The organism is Ruminococcus gauvreauii (assembly GCF_025151995.1).
Taxonomy (GTDB): domain Bacteria; phylum Bacillota; class Clostridia; order Lachnospirales; family Lachnospiraceae; genus Ruminococcus_G; species Ruminococcus_G gauvreauii.
In genome coordinates this window covers 1,224,656-1,245,065 of record NZ_CP102290.1, presented here as the reverse complement: position 1 = coordinate 1,245,065, position 20,410 = coordinate 1,224,656, and the positions used below count along the sequence as shown (strand labels likewise).

The 20,410-nt window shown below is 50.4% G+C and carries 19 protein-coding genes; all 19 read left to right on the top strand.

From position 1 onward, the window contains the following. The first annotated feature begins 6 nt into the window (after positions 1 to 6). The gene (gene clpX / locus NQ502_RS06050; RefSeq protein WP_028530487.1) at positions 7 to 1,299 is read left to right on the top strand and encodes an ATP-dependent Clp protease ATP-binding subunit ClpX; all 1,293 of its coding nucleotides are present in this window, start codon (positions 7 to 9) and stop codon (positions 1,297 to 1,299) included. Positions 1,300 to 1,352: 53 nt separating this feature from the next. After that, a complete protein-coding gene (lon, locus tag NQ502_RS06045; protein WP_028530488.1) occupies positions 1,353 to 3,668 on the top strand; it encodes an endopeptidase La in 2,316 nt (771 codons plus the stop codon). Between the two features lie 9 nt (positions 3,669 to 3,677). Continuing rightward, entirely contained in the window at positions 3,678 to 4,277 is a 600-nt protein-coding gene (gene yihA, locus NQ502_RS06040; protein ID WP_028530489.1) for a ribosome biogenesis GTP-binding protein YihA/YsxC, read from the top strand. Between the two features lie 104 nt (positions 4,278 to 4,381). Then, positions 4,382 to 5,233 carry an energy-coupling factor transporter ATPase gene (locus tag NQ502_RS06035; protein WP_028530490.1) on the top strand — a complete coding sequence of 284 codons (852 nt, stop codon included), beginning with the start codon at positions 4,382 to 4,384 and terminating at the stop codon, positions 5,231 to 5,233. Next, positions 5,218 to 6,078 (top strand): energy-coupling factor transporter ATPase, encoded by an 861-nt coding sequence (locus NQ502_RS06030; RefSeq protein WP_028530491.1) that lies wholly within the window; start codon positions 5,218 to 5,220, stop codon positions 6,076 to 6,078. Before NQ502_RS06035 ends, NQ502_RS06030 begins: the two co-directional genes overlap by 16 nt. Further along, the gene (locus NQ502_RS06025) at positions 6,075 to 6,887 is read left to right on the top strand and encodes an energy-coupling factor transporter transmembrane component T family protein (RefSeq protein WP_028530492.1); all 813 of its coding nucleotides are present in this window, start codon (positions 6,075 to 6,077) and stop codon (positions 6,885 to 6,887) included. Before NQ502_RS06030 ends, NQ502_RS06025 begins: the two co-directional genes overlap by 4 nt. Continuing rightward, entirely contained in the window at positions 6,884 to 7,627 is a 744-nt protein-coding gene (truA, locus tag NQ502_RS06020) for a tRNA pseudouridine(38-40) synthase TruA (protein ID WP_028530493.1), read from the top strand. Before NQ502_RS06025 ends, truA begins: the two co-directional genes overlap by 4 nt. Positions 7,628 to 7,815: 188 nt before the next feature. Next, on the top strand, positions 7,816 to 8,244 hold the full coding sequence (gene rplM, locus NQ502_RS06015; protein ID WP_028530494.1) for a 50S ribosomal protein L13: 429 nt from the start codon (positions 7,816 to 7,818) through the stop codon (positions 8,242 to 8,244). A 16-nt stretch (positions 8,245 to 8,260) separates the two neighbouring features. Further along, positions 8,261 to 8,653 carry a 30S ribosomal protein S9 gene (rpsI, locus tag NQ502_RS06010; RefSeq protein ID WP_028530495.1) on the top strand — a complete coding sequence of 131 codons (393 nt, stop codon included), beginning with the start codon at positions 8,261 to 8,263 and terminating at the stop codon, positions 8,651 to 8,653. Between the two features lie 135 nt (positions 8,654 to 8,788). Beyond that, a complete protein-coding gene (locus NQ502_RS06005) occupies positions 8,789 to 9,478 on the top strand; it encodes a response regulator transcription factor (protein ID WP_028530496.1) in 690 nt (229 codons plus the stop codon). 4 nt (positions 9,479 to 9,482) lie between these two features. Continuing rightward, positions 9,483 to 10,406, top strand: coding sequence for a sensor histidine kinase (locus NQ502_RS06000; protein ID WP_028530497.1), 924 nt, complete (start codon positions 9,483 to 9,485; stop codon positions 10,404 to 10,406). 76 nt (positions 10,407 to 10,482) lie between these two features. Then, positions 10,483 to 11,412: an ABC transporter ATP-binding protein gene (locus NQ502_RS05995; RefSeq protein ID WP_028530498.1), complete on the top strand. Its 930-nt coding sequence runs from the start codon at positions 10,483 to 10,485 to the stop codon at positions 11,410 to 11,412. Beyond that, positions 11,396 to 12,097, top strand: a complete 702-nt coding sequence (locus tag NQ502_RS05990) for an ABC transporter permease (RefSeq protein ID WP_028530499.1) — start codon at positions 11,396 to 11,398, stop codon at positions 12,095 to 12,097. Before NQ502_RS05995 ends, NQ502_RS05990 begins: the two co-directional genes overlap by 17 nt. 345 nt (positions 12,098 to 12,442) lie before the next feature. Next, positions 12,443 to 14,191: an aspartate--tRNA ligase gene (gene aspS / locus NQ502_RS05985; protein WP_028530500.1), complete on the top strand. Its 1,749-nt coding sequence runs from the start codon at positions 12,443 to 12,445 to the stop codon at positions 14,189 to 14,191. A gap of 108 nt (positions 14,192 to 14,299) precedes the next feature. Continuing rightward, positions 14,300 to 15,118, top strand: coding sequence for a 4Fe-4S binding protein (locus NQ502_RS05980; RefSeq protein ID WP_242830318.1), 819 nt, complete (start codon positions 14,300 to 14,302; stop codon positions 15,116 to 15,118). Positions 15,119 to 15,133: 15 nt separating this feature from the next. Next, the gene (locus NQ502_RS05975) at positions 15,134 to 16,426 is read left to right on the top strand and encodes a 4Fe-4S dicluster domain-containing protein (protein WP_028530502.1); all 1,293 of its coding nucleotides are present in this window, start codon (positions 15,134 to 15,136) and stop codon (positions 16,424 to 16,426) included. Positions 16,427 to 16,502: 76 nt separating this feature from the next. Beyond that, positions 16,503 to 16,829 (top strand): cupin domain-containing protein, encoded by a 327-nt coding sequence (locus NQ502_RS05970; RefSeq protein WP_028530503.1) that lies wholly within the window; start codon positions 16,503 to 16,505, stop codon positions 16,827 to 16,829. A gap of 7 nt (positions 16,830 to 16,836) precedes the next feature. Further along, positions 16,837 to 18,342, top strand: a complete 1,506-nt coding sequence (locus tag NQ502_RS05965; RefSeq protein ID WP_044983697.1) for a WD40/YVTN/BNR-like repeat-containing protein — start codon at positions 16,837 to 16,839, stop codon at positions 18,340 to 18,342. Positions 18,343 to 18,383: 41 nt separating this feature from the next. Continuing rightward, on the top strand, positions 18,384 to 20,396 hold the full coding sequence (locus tag NQ502_RS05960) for a hydantoinase/oxoprolinase family protein (RefSeq protein ID WP_028530505.1): 2,013 nt from the start codon (positions 18,384 to 18,386) through the stop codon (positions 20,394 to 20,396). The last annotated feature ends 14 nt before the right edge of the window (positions 20,397 to 20,410 follow it).

Below are 20,410 nucleotides of genomic sequence, written 5' to 3'. Positions count from 1 at the left end.
GAACGTATGGCAGTTAAAGGAGAAAGTAAAATCAGATGTTCCTTTTGCGGTAAATCAGAAGACCAGGTGAAGAAGCTGATTGCAGGCCCGGACGGCGCTTATATCTGTGATGAGTGCATTGAAATCTGCGCGGAAATTATGGATGAGGAGCTGGAGCAGGATGAGGCTGAAGGCTATGACGGCGTCAATCTGCTGAAACCGCAGGAAATGAAAGAGATTCTGGACGACTATGTGATCGGCCAGGAACAGGCGAAAAAAGTACTTTCGGTCGCTGTATATAATCACTACAAGAGAGTGCTGGCGGACAGCAGTGCAGATATCGAACTGCAGAAAAGCAATATCCTGATGCTGGGACCAACGGGATCCGGCAAGACATTGCTTGCGCAGACACTTGCAAGGCTTTTGAATGTTCCGTTTGCCATCGCTGATGCGACGACACTCACGGAGGCAGGTTATGTCGGGGAGGATGTGGAAAACATTCTTCTGAAGATCATACAGGCGGCGGACTACGATATTGAGCGCGCACAGCATGGTATTATATATATTGACGAGATCGACAAGATCACAAGAAAATCTGAAAATGCTTCCATCACCAGAGACGTATCGGGTGAAGGTGTACAGCAGGCTCTTCTTAAAATTCTGGAAGGAACAGTAGCCAGTGTTCCGCCTCAGGGAGGCAGAAAACATCCGCATCAGGAGTTTATTCAAATTGATACGACGAATATTCTGTTTATCTGCGGTGGCGCCTTTGAAGGACTGGATAAGATCATAGAAACACGTCAGGATACAAAATCCATTGGATTCAACTCGGAAATCGCGAGCGAAAAGAAGAAAAGCATCGGAGAGGTGCTGCAGCAGGTAATGCCGCAGGACTTCATAAAGTTCGGTCTGATTCCGGAATTCATCGGACGTGTGCCGGTTGTCGTCACACTGGACGCGCTGGATGAAAAAGCATTGGTACGCATTCTGAAAGAGCCTAAAAACTCTCTTGTCAAACAGTATGAGAAACTGTTTGAGATGGATGGAGTCGAGCTGGATTTCGATGAAAATGCACTCGAGACGATTGCATTGAAAGCAATGGAACGGAAGACCGGGGCCAGAGGTCTGCGCTCCATTATGGAAAATACAATGATGGATCTGATGTATCAGACACCGTCGGACAACACGATACGGAAATGTATTATAACGAAAGATGCGGTAGAGGGGAAAGGGGAGCCTATTATTACCAGAGGGGAGCCGTCTCTGCCAGCACCGAAGAAGGCGCCTAAGAAACGCAGGGGAGCTTCGGTGACGGCATAACGCAGGGATGATTCTTGTGAGGTTCTTCTCCCGCAGCTGAATTGGAGGAGATTATGAACGAATTGATAAAAGTGCTGCCGGCGATTGCACTGCGCGGCACAACGATTTTACCGGATATGATCGTGCATTTTGATATCAGCCGGGATAAATCAGTAAGGGCAGTGGAAGAGGCGATGCTGCGTGATCAGAATATTTTTCTGATCACGCAGAAAGATCCTTCGGTAGAAGAACCGGGGGTGCTGGATTTATATAAAGTGGGTACGATCGCCAAGATCAAACAGGTAGTGAAGCTGCCGAAACATGTGCTGCGCATCCTGGTGGAGGGATTGGAACGCGCTGAGCTGCTGGGATTTGTGAACGATGATGCATTTTTGGAAACAGAAGTGGCGTGCTATGAAAAATCGGAGAGCATACCTGTTTCGGATAATGCGAAAGAAGCAATGCTGCGCAATCTGAAAGAGATTTTCCTTACATTCTGTCAGGAAAACCAGAAGATCAGCGGTGAGCTTGCGACGCAGATTCTGGAAATGGAAGATATGGAAAAAATGGTGGATCAGATCGCGATTAATCTGCCGCTGCCGTATGAACAGAGACAGAAGCTGCTGGAAGCAGTTACGCTCGCTGAGCGCTACGAACTTCTGGGAATTCTGATGACCAATGAAATCGAGATCATGCAGATTCGCGGTGAACTGCAGGGAAAGATCAAGGAACGGATTGACAAAAACCAGAGAGAGTATATTCTGCGGGAACAGCTGAAGCTGATACGCGAGGAACTCGGTGAGGACAACACCGTCTCAGACGCCGACCGTTTCACCGAAGCAGCCGAGAAGCTGAAAGCCCCGAAAGAAATCAGGGAAAAGATACTGGAGGAAATCAAGCGTTTCCGCAGTGTCGGGAATAATTCATCTGAAAGCTCCGTGATGCGCGGTTATATTGAAACACTTTTGAAAATGCCGTGGGATAAAGTCTCCAGAGACAATCAGAATATCGGGAAAGCCAAGGATGTGCTCGCACATGATCACTACGGACTGGAAAAGGTCAAGGAACGTATTCTGGAGTTCCTTGCGGTACGTACCCTGACGAAGAAAGGGGAAAGCCCCATTTTGTGCCTGATCGGACCGCCGGGTACCGGAAAGACTTCCATCGCGCGTTCTGTAGCAAGGGCGCTGAATAAAAAATATGTTCGTATCTGTCTGGGCGGTGTGAGGGATGAAGCCGAAATACGTGGGCACAGAAGGACATACGTGGGGGCGATGCCGGGTAGGATCGCTGCGGGACTGCAGCAGGCGGGCGTTAAGAATCCGCTGATGCTTCTTGACGAAATAGACAAGGTCAGCAGTGATTACAAGGGAGACACTGCCTCGGCGCTGCTGGAGGTACTGGATTCCGAACAGAATAACAAATTTACGGATCATTATATTGAACTTCCGCTTGACTTATCGGAAGTACTGTTTATCGCGACTGCCAATGATATGCAGACGATACCGCGCCCGCTGCTGGACCGCATGGAGATCATCGAGGTCAGCAGCTACACGGAAAATGAGAAGTTCCACATTGCGGTAGAACACTTGATACCAAAACAGATGAAGGCTCACGGACTGAAAAGCGGCCAGCTGAAGATCAGCGACGAAGCGCTGGGATCTATCATCAGCGGATATACAAAAGAGGCGGGTGTCAGGAGCCTTGAGCGTAAGATAGGAGAGATCTGCAGAAAGACCGCACGTAAGATCCTCGAGGAAAACCAGGAGGAGATTACGGTGACTGCAGACAATCTGGAAGACTTTCTGGGGCGGGAAAAATACAGTTTCCAGAGAAGGAATGAGTCTGATGAGGTCGGGATCGTTCGAGGGCTTGCATGGACAAGCGTCGGCGGAGACACGCTTCAGATCGAGGTCAATATCATGCCTGGAAAGGGCGACTTCCTGCTGACAGGACAGCTGGGTGATGTAATGAAAGAGTCCGCACAGGCGGGGATCAGCTATATCCGTTCTGTGGCTGCAGAGTATACGATCTCAGACGGCTTTTTTAAAGAGAATGATATACATATCCATATTCCGGAAGGGGCCGTGCCGAAAGACGGACCTTCAGCCGGTATCACGATGGCGACAGCAATGCTGTCGGCGATTACCGAGAGGCCGGTTCGGGCAGATGTGGCTATGACAGGTGAGATTACGCTGCGCGGAAGGGTGCTTCCGATCGGAGGCCTGAAAGAGAAACTCCTCGCCGCGAAGATCGCGGGTATCCGGAAGGTACTCGTCCCGGAAAAGAACAAGCCGGATGTGGAAGAGATTCAGGCTGAGATCAAAAACGGCCTGGAGATTGTGTTCGTGTCCCATATGAAGGAAGTACTGGAACACGCTCTGGCATAGGAGAACTGTATGGTTATAAAAAATGTATCGCTTGATATCGTCTGCGGAATTACCAGCAGGCTGCCGGAAAACATAATGCCGGAAATCGCATTTGCCGGAAAGTCAAATGTAGGGAAATCATCTCTGATCAACGGTCTGATCAACCGGAAAGCGCTGGCGAGGACAAGCGCACAGCCCGGAAAGACACAGACTATAAATTTTTATAATGTGAACGATGCGCTGTATCTCGTGGACCTGCCCGGGTACGGATATGCCAAGGTCTCCGTGGCGGTAAAAGAACAGTGGGGAAAGATGATCGAGCGCTATCTGCATCAGTCGAAAGTCCTGAGGGCGGTCTTTCTGCTGATCGATATCCGCCATGAACCTTCCGCGAATGACAGGGCTATGTATGACTGGATCCTGAACAATGGGTTTCAGCCGATCATCATTGCGACGAAGCTGGATAAGCTGAAGAAAAGCCAGGTGTCCAAACATGTAAAGATGATAAAGCAGGGGCTTCAGGTAGTCGAGGGGACTCCGGTCGTGCCTTTTTCATCACAGACAAAGCAGGGGCGGGAAGAGATCTGGGAACTGATCGAAACGTTTATGACGATGGAACGCGAGGAATAGTAACATACGGCAGTATTTCTGGTATCAGGGATACTGCCGGCGATTTAAGTTCGAGGGACTCCCTCGAACTTCTTTGGGTTTAAGACGGCTTGGGAGGTGGTCTTATGGGAATCATAAAAGCGTCAAAGCTGGTGTTTGATTATTTAAAATATGATGAAGAGGGCGCCGCCAGGGAGAGCAGCCGGGCACTGGATGACATCAATATCGATGTCAAGGCGGGCCAGTTTATCGCCGTGCTGGGGCATAACGGTTCTGGAAAGTCCACACTTGCCAAGCACATCAATGCGCTTCTGGTGCCGACGGAGGGTACGCTGTGGGTTGACTCGATGGATACCTCAAAAGAGGGAGAACTGTGGAAAATACGCCAGAAGGCCGGAATGGTTTTCCAGAATCCGGATAACCAGATCATCGGTACGGTGGTGGAAGAGGATGTAGGGTTCGGACCGGAAAATCTGGGCGTCCATACGGAGGATATCTGGAAACGTGTCGATGAGAGCCTGGATGCGGTTGGGATGACCTCCTACAGGAAGCATTCGCCCAATAAACTGTCCGGGGGACAGAAACAGCGTGTTGCGATCGCCGGCGTGGTTGCGATGCATCCGGAGTGTATTGTGCTGGACGAGCCGACAGCCATGCTGGACCCCAATGGCAGAAAAGAAGTATTGAAAACTGTGAGGGAACTGAACCGGAAGGAGCATGTGACGGTTATTCTCATCACGCATTACATGGAGGAAGTGATTTTTGCGGATCGCGTGTTCGTGATGGACGACGGACGCGTTGTGATGGAAGGGACACCGCGTGAGATTTTTTCGCAGGTGGAGCAGCTGAAAACGTACCGTCTGGATGTTCCGCAGGTAACACTTTTAGCCTATGAACTGAAAAAGTCCGGACTGGATCTGCCGGATGGGATTTTAACGATTGAAGAATTGGTGGAAGCGATATGTCAATTAAATTAGAAGGTGTCACGTATACTTACAGTCCGGGAACAGCATATGAGATGCATGCACTTAAGGAGATTAACCTGGAAATTCCGCAGGGACAGTTTGTCGGCATTATCGGTCATACCGGAAGCGGGAAATCGACGTTGATCCAGCATCTGAACGGTCTGGTCCGGCCGACCGCGGGCAGGGTTCTGTTTGAGGGGAAGGATATCTGGGCAGCGGATTATCCGCTGCGTGAACTTCGGTTTCAGGTCGGACTTGTATTTCAGTATCCGGAGCACCAGCTGTTTGAGTCTGAGGTGCTCGCGGACGTCTGCTTTGGACCGGCCAATCAGGGGCTGGAAAAAGAAGAGTGTGTAAGACGTGCGAAAGAAGCGCTTTTTCATGTGGGGCTTACGGAAGCATTTTATGATAAATCACCGTTTGAGCTGTCGGGAGGCCAGAAACGGCGTGTCGCGATTGCCGGTGTTCTGGCGATGAATCCGAAAGTGCTGGTACTGGATGAACCGACTGCGGGCCTTGACCCAAAAGGGCGCGATGAAATTCTGGATCAGATTGCACTCCTGCATCAGACCAGAGGAATCACGATCATTCTGGTTTCTCACAGCATGGAAGATATCGCGCGGTATGTGGAACGGATCATTGTGATGAACCAGGGTGAGAAGGCGTTCGACGGTACCTGCAAAGAGGTTTTTTCGCACTATAAAGAGCTGGAAGCGATCGGCCTTGCCGCTCCGCAGATTACTTATATCATGCATGCGCTGGAAAAAAGAGGATTTCCCGTGGACACATCCGCGATTACCGTAGAAGAGGCCCGAGAGTCCATACTCAGGGCACTTGGAAAGGATATATCATCATGATCAGAGATATCACCATTGGCCAGTACTATCCGGCAGATTCGATTCTGCACAGACTGGACCCACGTGTAAAATTTATTGCAACGATTATCTTTATTGCGAGCCTGTTTGTGTCCAACACCTGGACGGGCTATCTGGCAGCAACTGTTTTTCTGGCTGCTGTCATTAAAATATCAAAAGTTCCCTTTCGTTTTATGATAAAAGGATTAAAGGCCATCGTGGTCCTGCTGATGATCACGCTGTTTTTCAACATGATCTTTACTCCCGGGGAGGCCATTTTCCATGTCTGGATCATCACGATCACCAAAGAGGGTGTGGTACTGGCAGCGAGAATGGGGATCCGGCTGATCTATCTGATCATCGGGTCTTCCGTTATGACGCTCACGACAACCCCCAATCAGCTGACAGACGGCCTGGAACGGCTGTTGAAACCGTTGGAAAAAATCAGAGTGCCTGTACATGATATTGCTATGATGATGTCTATTGCGCTGCGTTTTATACCGATTCTGCTGGAGGAGACGGATAAGATTATGAAGGCGCAGATCGCCAGAGGCGCCGATTTTGAGAACGGAGGGCTGCTGAAAAAGATTAAAAGCATGGTGCCGCTGCTGGTGCCGCTGTTTGTCTCTGCATTTCGGCGGGCGAATGACCTGGCGCTTGCGATGGAAGCCCGCTGCTACCACGGAGGAGAGGGAAGGACCCAGATGAAACCTCTGGTCTATCGGAAACAGGACATCTTTGCGTATATGATCCTGTCTGCATATCTGGCGGTCTGTATTTTGCTGAGAATATACGGGGGGTATCTGATATGAAAAGGGTGAGACTGACGGTAGCCTATGACGGTACGAATTACTGTGGATGGCAGATACAGGCGAACGGCAATACGGTACAGGCGGAATTAAATCGTCATCTGTCGCAGCTCCTGCAGGAAGAGATCATGACGATCGGAGCCAGCCGTACGGATGCGGGCGTACATGCGCTGGGAAATGTGGCCGTATTTGATACGAATGCCCGGATGCCCGGCGAAAAGATTTCTTATGCATTAAATCAGCGGCTGCCGGAAGATATCCGTATCCAATGCTCGGAAGAAGTTGCGGCGGATTTTCATCCGAGATACTGTGAAAGTGAAAAGACTTATGAGTACCGGATTTTAAACAGGCGGTTTCCGCTGCCGACTGAGAGGTTTTATTCTTATTTTTATCACTATAACCTTGACCTGGAAAAAATGCGGGAAGGCGCCGCGTATCTGATTGGAGAGCATGATTTTGCCAGCTTCTGCGGCGCCGGCGCGCAGGTGAAGACGACGGTGAGGACAGTAACCGGCATCGATATTGCAAAAGAGAGTGATATCGTGACAATCCGTGTGACGGGTAAGGGTTTCCTGTACAATATGGTCCGGATTATTACAGGTACCCTGATCGAGATCGGGGGAGGAATGTATCTGCCTGTGCGGATGAAGGATATTCTGGAAGCCGGGGACAGGAGCGCAGCGGGACCGACAGCTCCGGCGTGCGGCCTTACGCTTATCGGAATTCGTTTCATCGGGGAATAACGGATCTGTGGCGCATAAAAAGGCAAAAAAACCAAAAAAATCTGTTGACACGCGTGGGACAGTATAATATAATTATTCAATGTGACAGCGTACGTAGATATCCGATCCAATGCCCCGGTAAGGATATTTTACATCATAGATATACACAGAAAGAATGACATGTAGATTGATTAACAGGAGGTAAATCCATGAACACTTATATGGCTAACCCGGCTAAGATTGAAAGAAAATGGTATGTAGTGGATGCTGAGGGATGTACATTGGGACGTCTTGCATCTGAGGTAGCAAAAGTTTTAAGAGGTAAGAACAAACCGGTTTTCACACCGCACATCGATACCGGTGATTACGTAGTTGTGATCAACGCAGAGAAGATCAATGTGACTGGAAAGAAATTAGACCAGAAAATTTATTACCATCATTCAGAATACGTAGGCGGAATGAAAGAGACTACGCTGAGAGAAATGTTAGCAAAGAAACCTGAGAAGGTAATTGAGCTGGCTGTCAAGGGAATGCTTCCGAAAGGACCGCTGGGAAGACAGATGCTTACAAAACTTCACGTATATGCTGGCGCAGAGCATCCGCATGCTGCTCAGACACCAGAAGCGTTAACATTTTAAGAGGAGGTAAGAGACATTGGCTAGTGCAAAATATTATGGAACAGGCAGAAGAAAGAAATCGATCGCAAGAGTATATTTAGTACCGGGAACGGGAAAGATTACGATCAATAAAAGAGATATTGACGAGTATTTAGGACTGGAAACACTGAAAGTTATCGTTCGCCAGCCTCTGACGGCGACGGATTCCGTTGATAAATTTGATGTACTGGTAAACGTACACGGCGGCGGATACACCGGACAGGCAGGTGCGATCAGACACGGCATCGCAAGAGCGCTGCTTCAGGCTGATTCTGATTTCAGACCGATTCTGAAAAAAGCAGGATACCTGACACGTGACCCGAGAATGAAAGAGAGAAAGAAATACGGTCTCAAGGCTGCACGTCGTGCACCACAGTTCTCAAAGAGATAGGCAGTTATCTGTCTACGTTATATCAAAACCCACAAACATCAGGTTTGTGGGTTTTTTTAAATGGTAACTATGGTATCATATAGTTAGCGCAGGTGAACTGCGAAGTACTGACAAGATGGAAGGGAGCCGCGGGTGATGCAGCGAATTTTACTGATAGAGGATGATAAGGGGATCAGCGATATGGTGGCGGAGTATCTGCTGAATGAAGGATTCACAGTTGAGCAGGCATTTGACGGAGACAGTGCACTCCGGTATTTTAAGGAAGATACATTTGACCTGGTGCTGCTTGACATAATGATTCCGTTTCTTGACGGAATGCAGGTAATGAAGGAGATTCGCAGAAACAGTGTCGTGCCGATCCTTATCATCAGTGCCAGGGACAGTGAGAGTGATAAGGCGATGGGGCTTGGATTCGGAGCGGATGATTATATCACGAAACCGTTCTCCCTGGTAGAACTGACTGCCAGAATCAAGGCAAATCTCAGACGGACAACCCGATACAGTCAGCCGCAGGAGGATCCGGATACGAAAATCTGTTATAAAGAACTGATGCTCGATACGCAGGGCTATGAAGTTTATGGAGACGGAAAACGAATCGCGCTGACGGGCAAGGAGTTTGAGATTCTTTGTCTTCTGGCGGGGCATCCGCAGAGAATTTATACAAAGGAGCAGATCTATTCGGCAGTGTGGAAGGAACCGTACTACGGGGAAGAACATGTGATCAATGTACACGTGAACCGCCTTCGCAGCAAGCTGGGCGAAGCGCTCCCGGGACGGCAGTACATCCGCACGGTGTGGGGAATCGGTTACCGAATGGAGGAATGAAGATATGGTTTATGTGCTGCTTGGAACAAATCTGATTCTTCTGATCATCCTGTGCTGCCAGTGGGCTGTGCGCAGGAAGCAGAAGAGGCAGCTTTGGTACCTCGGGAGAAAACTGCGTGAAATCAGGATGGAAGAAAGCCGTGAGCGTATTCTGATCCCGGACGCAAAAGAGGAGCTGCGGGAAGTATGCACGGAGCTGAACTGTTTTCTGGAGGCGAAGGAAGAGGCGGAAAGAGACTTCAGGTCACGGGAATCGGCGATCCGCATGATGCTGTCCAATGTCTCTCATGATTTGAAAACGCCGCTGACCGTGGTGCTCGGCTACGTGGAGATGCTGAGAGAACGCAGGCCGCAGGAGGAGATGATCGGGAAGGTGGATGCAAAGGTACAGGAAGTCCTGGCGCTGGTCAATCAGTTTTTTGATCTGGCAAAGCTTAAATCGGGTGATAGACAGCTGAGGGCAGAACCCGTCAATGTATCTGCCGTCTGCAGGAATACGGTCCTGCAGTTTTACCAGATGATGACGAACATGCAGTTTCAGGTAGAACTTGTCATACCTGAGATACCGGTCTATATAATGGGAGACGAGGACGCTCTGACAAGAGTGCTGGAGAACCTGATATCGAACGCCGTAAAGTATGGAGCAGAAGGGCGCTATTTTGGGATGAGCATGTGGACGGCGGACGGGGATGTGTGTATCAGGGTGACAGATCACGGAAGGGGAATCCCCGCCAGGCATAAGGATGCTGTTTTTGAGCGCATGTATACGCTGGAGGATTCCAGAAGCCGGAACTTTCAGGGCAGCGGACTCGGGCTTGCGATCTCAAAGACTTTGACAGAACGGATGAAGGGAAAGATTGTGCTGGAGAGTATTCCCTGGAAACACACGGATTTTACAGTGTCATTTCCGCAGGTATTTCCAACTTGACAAAAAAGTTAGATTTAAGAGAGGAACAGGAGAAATTTCTCTGTTATGCTGGTTGTAACAGAGAAAGGAGAGCAGTATGGATTATATATTGACGACAAATCAACTGACAAAGATCTACGGAGATAACGCTGCCGTATCACATCTGAATATGCATGTGAAGCGTGGGAGCATCTATGGCTTCCTGGGGCCGAATGGATCCGGGAAAAGTACGACCATGAAGATGATGATGAACCTGGTGAAGCCGACGGAGGGAAGCATCACCATGTTCGGCAAAAGCCTGGAGGAGAATTCAGCCGATATTCTGCGCCGCGTATCAGCTATGATCGAGACGCCTGCATTTTACGGCAATCTATCGGCGGAACAGACGCTGCAGATTCATTGTGAATACATGGGCTATTACAAGACGGAGGACTGTCAGAAGACGCTGGAACTGGTCGGGCTCACGGGAACGGGCAGAAAACCTGTGCGCAAATTCTCCATGGGGATGAAGCAGCGGCTGGGTATCGCCAGGGCAATCCTGACACACCCGGAGGTTCTGATCCTTGATGAACCGATCAACGGACTTGACCCTGAAGGGGCGCTCCAGATACGTTCTCTGCTGAAGCGACTGAACAGAGAGGACGGCACGACGATTCTGATCTCCAGCCATATCCTCTCAGAGATTGAACAGATCGCGGACACAGTCGGCATCCTGAAGAAAGGGAAGCTGATCAAAGAGGTTACCATGGAGGAAGTGTACGCCGTGAGCGGCAGTTATACGGAGCTGGAAGTGAGCGACGTGCGCAAAGCGGGATACGTGCTGGAGGAAGTCATGAAAATCAGCAACTACCGGGTGATTTCTGATTCGGTTGTCCGTATCTATGAGGAGGGTGTGGACAACAATGTGCTTGCCGACGCACTGCTCAGACAGCAGGTGGGGATCAAGGGGATTTCCGTCAGGCATTTGACGCTGGAAGAGTATTTTCATCAGATGATAGGAGGGGAAGGATATGATGCACTTAGTTAAACTGGAGTTTCAGAAGTACCAGCTCCATCGGAAATGGCCGGGGGTTATACTGGCACATATCATCCTGGTGGGAATGTCCGTGGCGATGTATTATGGCAGTGCGGTGGAGCAGGAGCCGTTTGACTGGGAGATGGCGATTGTTATGACAGATGCGCTTGTGCGCGGCACATTTTTAGTGTATTCATCAGTGATCATGGCGCAGCTGGTGGTGGAAGAGTACCGGAGCGGAACGATCAATCAGTTGTTTTGCTACCCGATTGAGCGCTGGAGGCTGATGTTTGCAAAGCTTTTGATCGTCTTTGTGTTCACGGTCGTCAACGTCGTAATAGGGAATGCCCTGAATGTGACTGCCGTTGCGGTTCTGGACAGTTTGACGAATGCGGTTACAGGGGATTTCTCTGCACTTTTGATGACGCAGTATGGCATCTACTATCTGGCGGGACTTTTGGCTACTGCATTTCTGTCTCTGCTTCCGTATGTTGTTTGTATGCGGAGGAAATCCACTTCCTCCACGATCGTGGCGGGGGTGGTCCTGACCATTTTTCTGATTTCGAGCGCAGGAGGCAGTATGACGCAGGCAACTTACTTTTTCCGCTCCCTAACGCTTGGGGCAGTGGCGCTGATCATCGTGCTGATCACGCTGGTCCGGACGGTCCGCTATATCGGAGAAAATGACGTTTTGTGAAAATCTTCCATTGACAATGAAAAAACGGTAGTATATAATCTGTTGCAACGGCGATGACGAAGAGAAGTAGCGCATCTTATCGTTCCCAGTGAGCGGAGGGCAGTGCGAACTCTGTAAAATGAATTTGCGTGAATAACACTTTACCAGCTGCAATCTGAACATCGGAAATGTATTTTCCGGTCAGTAGGTGCGCCGTGATCCGCGCGATAAGCGGAAAGGTTTTCAACCGAAGAGTGACTGATAGCAGTAATTCAGGTGGTACCGCGGACAATGGCTGTTCGTCCTGAACGTTAAGTTTGGATGGGCAGCTTTTTTTGTGCCCAAACCACAAAAGGAGAGAATCGAATGAAGACAACAAACATTTACCGAAACAGAACAATGGACAAAATCGGCGAGAGCGATGTGGGAACAACACTGAGGATTGCCGGATGGGTGGAGAACATCCGCGACCACGGGGGAGTATCCTTTATTGACCTCAGGGATATGTATGGAGTGATGCAGATCGTCATGCGGGATACCAGACTGCTGGACGGCATCAGCAAAGAGGACTGTGTCTCTGTAGAAGGGGTGGTCGAACTCCGTGACGAAGAAACTTACAATCCCAGGATCCCGTCCGGAACGATTGAGCTGGAAGCGCATCGTGTGGATATTCTCGGAAGAGTATACCAGCAGCTTCCCTTTGAGGTTATGACGTCGAAAGAGACGCGTGAGGATCTGAGACTGAAATACCGGTATCTGGATCTGAGAAATAAAAAAGTGAAAGACAACATGATCTTTCGCTCGCAGGTCATCAGCTTCCTGAGACAGAAGATGACGGATATGGGCTTTCTGGAGATTCAGACACCGATCCTGTGCGCCTCGTCACCGGAGGGGGCGAGGGACTATATCGTGCCGTCCCGCAAGTACAAAGGTCAGTTTTATGCCCTGCCGCAGGCTCCGCAGCAGTATAAGCAGCTCCTGATGGTTTCGGGATTTGATAAATACTTTCAGGTAGCGCCGTGCTTCCGCGATGAGGATGCGCGTGCAGACCGTTCCCCGGGGGAATTTTACCAGCTGGACTTTGAGATGAGTTTCGCGGCGCAGGAGGACGTGTTTGAGGTGGGCGAGGAAGTGCTCACGGCAGCGTTTGAGAAGTTTGCCCCGGAAGGATCGGCAGTTACGCGGGCGCCTTATCCGGTTATCAGTTACCGGCAGGCGATGCTGGAATTCGGAACAGATAAGCCGGACCTGAGAAACCCGCTGCGCATCGTGGACGTGACAGAGTTCTTCCAGCGCTGCAGCTTTCAGCCGTTTCATAAAAAGACGGTCCGGGCAATCAGGGTGCATGCGGATATGTCGAAAGGTTTTCATGAGAAACTTCTGAACTTTGCCACATCCATCGGAATGGGCGGTCTTGGATATCTGGAAGTGAATGATGATATGACATATAAAGGACCGATCGATAAGTTTATCCCGGATGATATGAAGGGGGAGATCGCAGAGATCGCGGGACTTGTCCCCGGTGACACCATATTCTTTATCGCGGATAAGGAGGCGCGCGCAGCGCTGTATGCGGGACAGATCCGTACTAAGCTTGGCGAGAAACTGGATCTCTGTGAAAAGAACGCGTACAGGTTCTGCTTTGTCAATGATTTTCCGATGTTCGAATACGATGAGAAAGAGAAGAAGATCAACTTCACACATAACCCGTTTTCCATGCCGCAGGGAGGCCTTGAGGCTCTGAATACGATGGATCCGCTCGATATTCTGGCATATCAGTATGACATTGTGTGCAATGGGGTAGAGCTCTCTTCCGGGGCTGTCAGAAATCACAGCCTTGATATCATGGTGAAGGCGTTTGAGATCGCCGGCTATACCGAGGAGGATCTGAAACAGAAGTTCGGAGCGCTGTACCATGCATTTCAGTTCGGAGCACCGCCGCATGCCGGCATGGCTCCCGGGATTGACCGGATGATTATGCTGCTGCGAAACGAGGAGAACATCCGCGAGATTATTCCGTTCCCGATGAATGGGAACGCGCAGGATCTGATGTGCGGGGCTCCCGGGCCGGTGACGGAGACACAGTTGAGGGAAGTGCATATCAGAATCAGGTGATCATATGGCTGGAGAGAGGAGTATTTTGCGGATGCAGGGTACTCCTTTTTCACGTTTTTATTGACAATTTTCCTGCTGTGCCGCATTCTATAGGAAGAGAATCATGATATGATGAGAAAAATACAGGAAAATGACGGAAAGGCGGAGGGAAACGTGAAAATAGAAAAAGTTGTGCTGATATACTTCAGCCCTACGGGAGGAACACAGAGAGTGGTTCGGACACTGGGGAAGTGCTGGGAGACAAAGCCGCAGGAGATTGACCTGTCGGATACGAAGAAGGACTTTGGAACATATCATTTATCCGGGGATACCTTCTGTATCATCGGAGTGCCGTCCTTTGGCGGGCGTGTGCCGGCGGCTGCTCTGGAGCGCATCACAAAAATAAGGGCAGACAGATCGCCGGCGCTGATCACAGCTGCTTACGGTAACAGAGACTACGAAGATACTCTGCTCGAACTGAAGGAATGTGCCGAAAAAGCAGGGTTTTGTGTGACAGCTGCGGTGGCGGCGGTCACGGAGCACTCCATAGTGAGAGAATATGGCACGGGCAGACCTGATAAAAATGACAGGAGACAACTTGCAGAATTTGGGAAAACTGTAAGGGAACGAATCTTAAAATCGGACAGCCTGACAGAAGCCGGCGTTAAGGGCAGCAGTCCATATCGGAAATATTCGGGCGTGCCGCTGAAACCGAAGGCAGGCAAGGGATGTACGCAGTGTGGACTGTGTGCAAGGAAATGTCCTGTGTCGGCGATACCTGTGGACAATTGCCGGAAAACAGACAGGGAAACATGTATTTCCTGTATGCGATGTGTTCAGATCTGTCCGCAGAAAGTTCGAAGTGTGAACGGCGTGATGCAAAAAATAGCCGGGTGGAAACTGAAGAAAGTCTGCCGGGTCAGGAAGCAGAACGAATTATATCAGTAACAGAAGGGACAAAATATGGGACATATAACAACGAAAAAACAGGCATATAAAAATCTGGAGGACCGCATTAACTGGTTTACACAGGGTGCACCGGCGTCACCGGTGCTGTATCAGATCCTTCAGGTGCTTTATACGGAGCAGGAAGCGCGTGCGGTATCGCGTCTTCCGGTGCGGCCATTCACGATTAAAAGAGCGGCGCTTGCGTGGAATACGAGCGAGGCTAAGGCAGAGAAGATGCTGGATCGGCTCTGTGAAAAAGCCCTGCTCGTAGACTCTGATCATCATGGTGTGAGAAAATTTGTGATGCCGCCGCCTATGGCGGGCTTTATTGAGTTTGCGCTGATGCGTATCCGCGGTGATATCGATCAGAAATATCTGAGCGAACTCTATTACCAGTATATGAATGTGGAGGAGGAGTTTGTAAAGGATCTCTTCTTTGCCACGGAAACGAAACTGGGACGTGTCTATGTGCAGGAACCGGCGCTTGAGCTCAGCAGCGATGATTCCATTCGCATACTGGACTATGAGAGAGCGGGACACATCGTGGAAGATGCCGAATACGTTGGAATTGGCATGTGTTACTGCCGCCATAAGGCCATGCATGCCGGACATCCCTGCGAAATCGACGCGCCGATGGACGTCTGCATGACATTCGGCAATGTGGCGAGGTCGCTGGCGGAGCACGGAGGGCATACGCGTCTGGTGTCAAAGGAAGAGGCAATGGATGTGCTGGCGCTCTCCTATGAGCACAATCTTGTACAGATTGGGGAAAATGTTCAGGAATCCCCGGCATTTATCTGTAACTGCTGCGGCTGCTGCTGTGAGGCGCTGCAGGCATCCAGGAGATTTGCCCCCATGGTTCCTGTGGCGACGACGAACTATCTCCCTCATATTAATGAAGAAAAATGCATCGGATGCGGGAAATGCGCGAAGGTCTGTCCGATTCTGGCGATTGAGCTGAAACAGAAGCAGGAGGGAAGAGGGGTGGCCGGGATCAACACGGATATCTGTCTGGGGTGCGGCGTATGCGTGAGAAACTGTCCGGCGAAAGCGATCGAACTGAAGAGACGCGAGGCACAGATCATTACCCCGGTGAACAGCACCGCCCGTTTTGTCGCTCAGGCGATCGAGAAGGGGACGCTTCAGAACCTGATTTTTGACAACCAGGCATTTGCAAGCCATCGTGCCATGGCAGGTGTGTTCGGCGCTATTCTGAAACTTCCGCCGGTAAAACAGGCAATGGCGTCGAAACAGTTTAAATCCATCTATCTGAATCAGCTGCTGGCGAGAAAAAAGGAGAAAAATTGACTTCTCTGCGGATGTGGAATATAATAAAACAAATTTTGGGATAACCTGGGAATGATAAGAAAGAGAGGTATTGAGTATGAATGTAGAACGTGTGGAGAATATGTGCGGCGGGAAGGGTCACATCACCATAAAGCATATCCTTGGAGAAAAAGAGATGAATGGAAAGTGCAGGCTCTATGCGGAGGTGGTGGTAGAGCCCGGATGTTCACTCGGTTATCATGTGCATCACGGAGAAAGTGAGACATATTATATCTTATCGGGTGAGGGCGACTACGATGACAATGGAACGGTGCGTCCGGTAAAAGCCGGCGATATGACGTTTACACCGGACGGCTGCGGCCATGGGCTGGCGAATACCGGAGACGGGAATCTGGTCTTTATGGCTCTGATCATCCTGGATTAACTGCCGTATGTTTGCAAAAGACAGGGAGCGGACGAGAATCCAGATCTTGCTGTCCACGATATGCCATCCGGTTTTTCTGGCGGTGTATGGGATTGCATGGTATCATCTTCGGGCGCTTTGCCGGTACGGCGGGAGGAGAAGCCATCTTCCTGTGCTGGCGGTCTGCTCGCTGTTTTTTCTGGTCTGGATGATCGTCTGCATCATAAGAATTGTAAAGAAACAAAGAGCCGGGCAGCCATACCCGGCACTTTCTGCCGCAGGGAGACTGTGGTACACAGCCGCCCTTTTTACGCTGTGCGCCGTGACCGGATATTTCGGCTGGGGCATTGTAAAAAGTGCCATGCCGTATCAGGGAAAACTCTCCTGGGTCCTGGAGGATGCTAAAAACAGGCGAACGATTCCGCTGACGCATGATAATATTTTCCGGGATGGAATTGATGGTCTGCTGTCGGACATCCGGGAAGTGACAGCAATGCCCGGGGAGCTGTATGTGGCGAACAGCGTCGATCTGGAATTTGACAGCACGGGGCGTATCCTGAGACTGGACACGTTTCTTTATGGAACCGATGAAGACGGCGCGGCGGAAAGCTTTCTGATATCGTATGACAGGGACAAGGCGGAGAATATGACGGTGCATTTAAACGGCGCTGTCGACAGACAGGATGAGCAGGAGAAACTGCTGGCGCCTCTGTCATCCATGCTTGAGACAATACCGCTGGAGCAGACAGTGAGCAGATGGAAGGCTTCGCGTTTTGGGATCCTGTATAACGGCGTGCGTTCCTGGGGGACGGATATTTCCGGGATCGTATATATCGACAGTGACGGGGATACGAAGGCGGCTGAGAATGCGTACTGTGAGATAGCGGGGTATACAGTGTCCGTGTATGTGCCCGGTGAAGAAAGGTCGGATGTCTCGCCGGTCCGGTATGTCCTCGCAGACGATCTGGACGCGGTTCCTGCAGAGGATCCGCTTTCGGCGCGGGAGAGTGCGGATACGACAGGCTGCGCTCAGAAAACTGAGAACGATGAAGACGTGAGCATGCTTGATGAAAGCCGCGGTTATCGGCTGACGGTGCTGGATGCGGCAGCCGGCAGCAGGTTCTATGGACTGGAGATGACGGAAGACGGCGGCAATTCATGGGAGACACTCAATCAGGATCCTTTTGGCGGGGAAACCGGTGTGTCCGCCGGAATTTCTTTTTTAAATGAAACACTGGGGTTCATCGCATTGTCACACAGTGGCGGTTCCCTGGCGGAACTGTATCGTACGGAAGACGGCGGCGCAACATTTGAACGGGTGACACTTCCCGCTGTGGAGGTTCCTCTGACAGGGGAAGAGATGTATCAGCCGTTTGATTTTCCGGGAATGCCGTACGAGGAGGACGGAGCCCTGTATCTGGAAGTCGGACAGGGGCAGGACGGTGATTATAACAGTGGAAGCAGCGCCCTGTACCGGTCGGGTGACATGGGCAGGACATGGACATTCGTGAGGGAAGCAGCACGGGATGAATAAGCGATAAACGGACAATATACATTGACGGGAGGAGTAAAACGATGATAGGAATTGGGATTGATACCGGCGGAACATATACAGACGCTGTCGTCTATGATATGAGCACGAAAACGGTTGTGTGCTCCGGAAAGGCACTGACGACGAAATCGAAACTGGAGATTGGTATCGCAAATGCACTGGATACGCTGGATCAGGATTATGTAAAGCGTGCAGAGGTTCTGGCGCTCTCTACAACGCTTGCCACGAACGCCTGTGTGGAGAACAAGGGCAGCCGTGCCCGGCTGCTGATGATCGGAGTGGACAGGGATCTGTCCGAGAGCCTCAGTGACACTTATGCGTCTTACGGTTTTCAGGAGCAGGATCAGCTGATCAAGATCGATGGGAGGCCCGAGAAGATCTTTGAGGATGCAAAAGACCCGGACTGGGAGGAACTCAGGAAGATGATTCCAGAGCTGTTTTCCGACTGTGACTCCATTGGCATTGTACAGACGTTTCCGCAGGCGAACGGAGGAAAATTTGAGAAGAAGGCAAAGAAAATTTTTCAGGAAACCATGCAGGTGCCGGTCACAACGGCGCATGATATGTTTGATGAAGTGGATGTGCTGAAGCGCGGTGCAGGCACACTGCTGAATGCTCGCCTGATCCCTCTGATTGCTGAATTTCTGGCGGCTGTAAAAAACGTCATGAAAGAGCGGAATCTTCAGATACCGATCGCTATAGTACGAAGCGACGGCAGTCTTATGTCTGAGGTGCTGACGAAAGAATGTCCGGTTGAGACGCTGCTTTCAGGCCCGGCAGCGAGCGTGGTCGGTGGAAGCGCGATGGCACGGGAAGAAAACGCAGTGATTGTAGATATGGGAGGAACGACGACGGATGTGGCAATCGTGCGTGATAAACGTCCTGTCACTGCCAGAAAAGGAATTTCTATTGGAAAATGGAAAACCATGGTGAAAGGGCTGTACGTCGATACCTTCGGACTCGGAGGGGACAGTGCTGTCCGGTTTAAGAATGACAGGCTGTATCTGGATACACGCCGTGTGATTCCGGTTTCTCTGCTGGCAAAGGAATATCCCCAGGTGACGGACAAACTCAAAAGCCTGGCTGCACTTCACCGCCCGCATACGAGAATGCTGTTTGAGTTTTATGTGCTCCAGAAAGATATTTCAGATAAAAAGGGGTATACTGAAGAAGAAAAGAAGATTTGTAAAGCGCTGGAGGCGGAACCGCTGATGCCGCAGGAACTCGGTGCGGCGATCGACAGTGACCTGTACTCCCTGCATACTGATCGCCTGGAAGAAGAAGGGATTGTACTGAAAAGCGGCCTGACACCGACGGATATGATGGTTATAAAAGGAGACTTTAACATCTATGATCCGCGTGCGGCGAAGGCGGCGGTGAGCTGTCTCGCGCAGAATGTGGTGGAGACGGAGGAGGAGATTCCGGAGATCGTTTACGAGCTTGTCGAGAAAAAGATGTACTGCAATATCATCCGAATCCTTATGACGCAGAAATATCCAAAACACGAAAAGATCTGTGAGGACAGGAATCTGCAGAAGTTTATCGAATGGTCTTACCGGGATGCCAAGGCCAGAAGAAAAGATCCCTGGATGTCGACGGCAGTCACAACCAAACTCCCGCTTGTGGGAGTAGGTGCACCGATCCACGTATTTCTTCCGAGGGTCGCAAAACTTCTCGGCACAACCGCGGTGATACCTGAAAATGCGGCTGTTGCCAATGCGCTGGGGGCGATCGCAAGTCAGATCGTCACAAAGGTACAGACGCGCGTGAAGGCGGAGTATGAAGGAACGCAGCTGAAGGGTTATTCCGTGTTTGAGGAGGACCAGAAGCATATGTTCGATGAATATTCGGATGCGGAACACTTTGCGGTACGTATGGTGAAAAAACAACTGCTTGAGAAGGCAGAGCGTCAGGGGGCTGCCGGAAACCCGAAAGTCGAAGTAAATGTGCAGAAGATCAGAAATGATGCAGTTGGGGCTGGGATATTCTTTGAGAGTATTGTGGAAGCGGTTGCGACTGACAAGTTCAGAATATAAAATACGGGAAAATA

Bases quoted from the DNA above. Each gene is read 5' to 3' on its own strand.
- clpX (WP_028530487.1), top strand. From the start codon at position 7: ATGGCAGTTAAAGGAGAAAGTAAAATCAGATGTTCCTTTTGCGGTAAA.
- lon (WP_028530488.1), top strand. From the start codon at position 1,353: ATGAACGAATTGATAAAAGTGCTGCCGGCGATTGCACTGCGCGGCACA.
- yihA (WP_028530489.1), top strand. From the start codon at position 3,678: ATGGTTATAAAAAATGTATCGCTTGATATCGTCTGCGGAATTACCAGC.
- NQ502_RS06035 (WP_028530490.1), top strand. From the start codon at position 4,382: ATGGGAATCATAAAAGCGTCAAAGCTGGTGTTTGATTATTTAAAATAT.
- NQ502_RS06030 (WP_028530491.1), top strand. From the start codon at position 5,218: ATGTCAATTAAATTAGAAGGTGTCACGTATACTTACAGTCCGGGAACA.
- NQ502_RS06025 (WP_028530492.1), top strand. From the start codon at position 6,075: ATGATCAGAGATATCACCATTGGCCAGTACTATCCGGCAGATTCGATT.
- truA (WP_028530493.1), top strand. From the start codon at position 6,884: ATGAAAAGGGTGAGACTGACGGTAGCCTATGACGGTACGAATTACTGT.
- rplM (WP_028530494.1), top strand. From the start codon at position 7,816: ATGAACACTTATATGGCTAACCCGGCTAAGATTGAAAGAAAATGGTAT.
- NQ502_RS06005 (WP_028530496.1), top strand. From the start codon at position 8,789: ATGCAGCGAATTTTACTGATAGAGGATGATAAGGGGATCAGCGATATG.
- NQ502_RS06000 (WP_028530497.1), top strand. From the start codon at position 9,483: ATGGTTTATGTGCTGCTTGGAACAAATCTGATTCTTCTGATCATCCTG.
- NQ502_RS05995 (WP_028530498.1), top strand. From the start codon at position 10,483: ATGGATTATATATTGACGACAAATCAACTGACAAAGATCTACGGAGAT.
- NQ502_RS05990 (WP_028530499.1), top strand. From the start codon at position 11,396: ATGATGCACTTAGTTAAACTGGAGTTTCAGAAGTACCAGCTCCATCGG.
- aspS (WP_028530500.1), top strand. From the start codon at position 12,443: ATGAAGACAACAAACATTTACCGAAACAGAACAATGGACAAAATCGGC.
- NQ502_RS05980 (WP_242830318.1), top strand. From the start codon at position 14,300: ATGATGAGAAAAATACAGGAAAATGACGGAAAGGCGGAGGGAAACGTG.
- NQ502_RS05975 (WP_028530502.1), top strand. From the start codon at position 15,134: ATGGGACATATAACAACGAAAAAACAGGCATATAAAAATCTGGAGGAC.
- NQ502_RS05970 (WP_028530503.1), top strand. From the start codon at position 16,503: ATGAATGTAGAACGTGTGGAGAATATGTGCGGCGGGAAGGGTCACATC.
- NQ502_RS05965 (WP_044983697.1), top strand. From the start codon at position 16,837: ATGTTTGCAAAAGACAGGGAGCGGACGAGAATCCAGATCTTGCTGTCC.
- NQ502_RS05960 (WP_028530505.1), top strand. From the start codon at position 18,384: ATGATAGGAATTGGGATTGATACCGGCGGAACATATACAGACGCTGTC.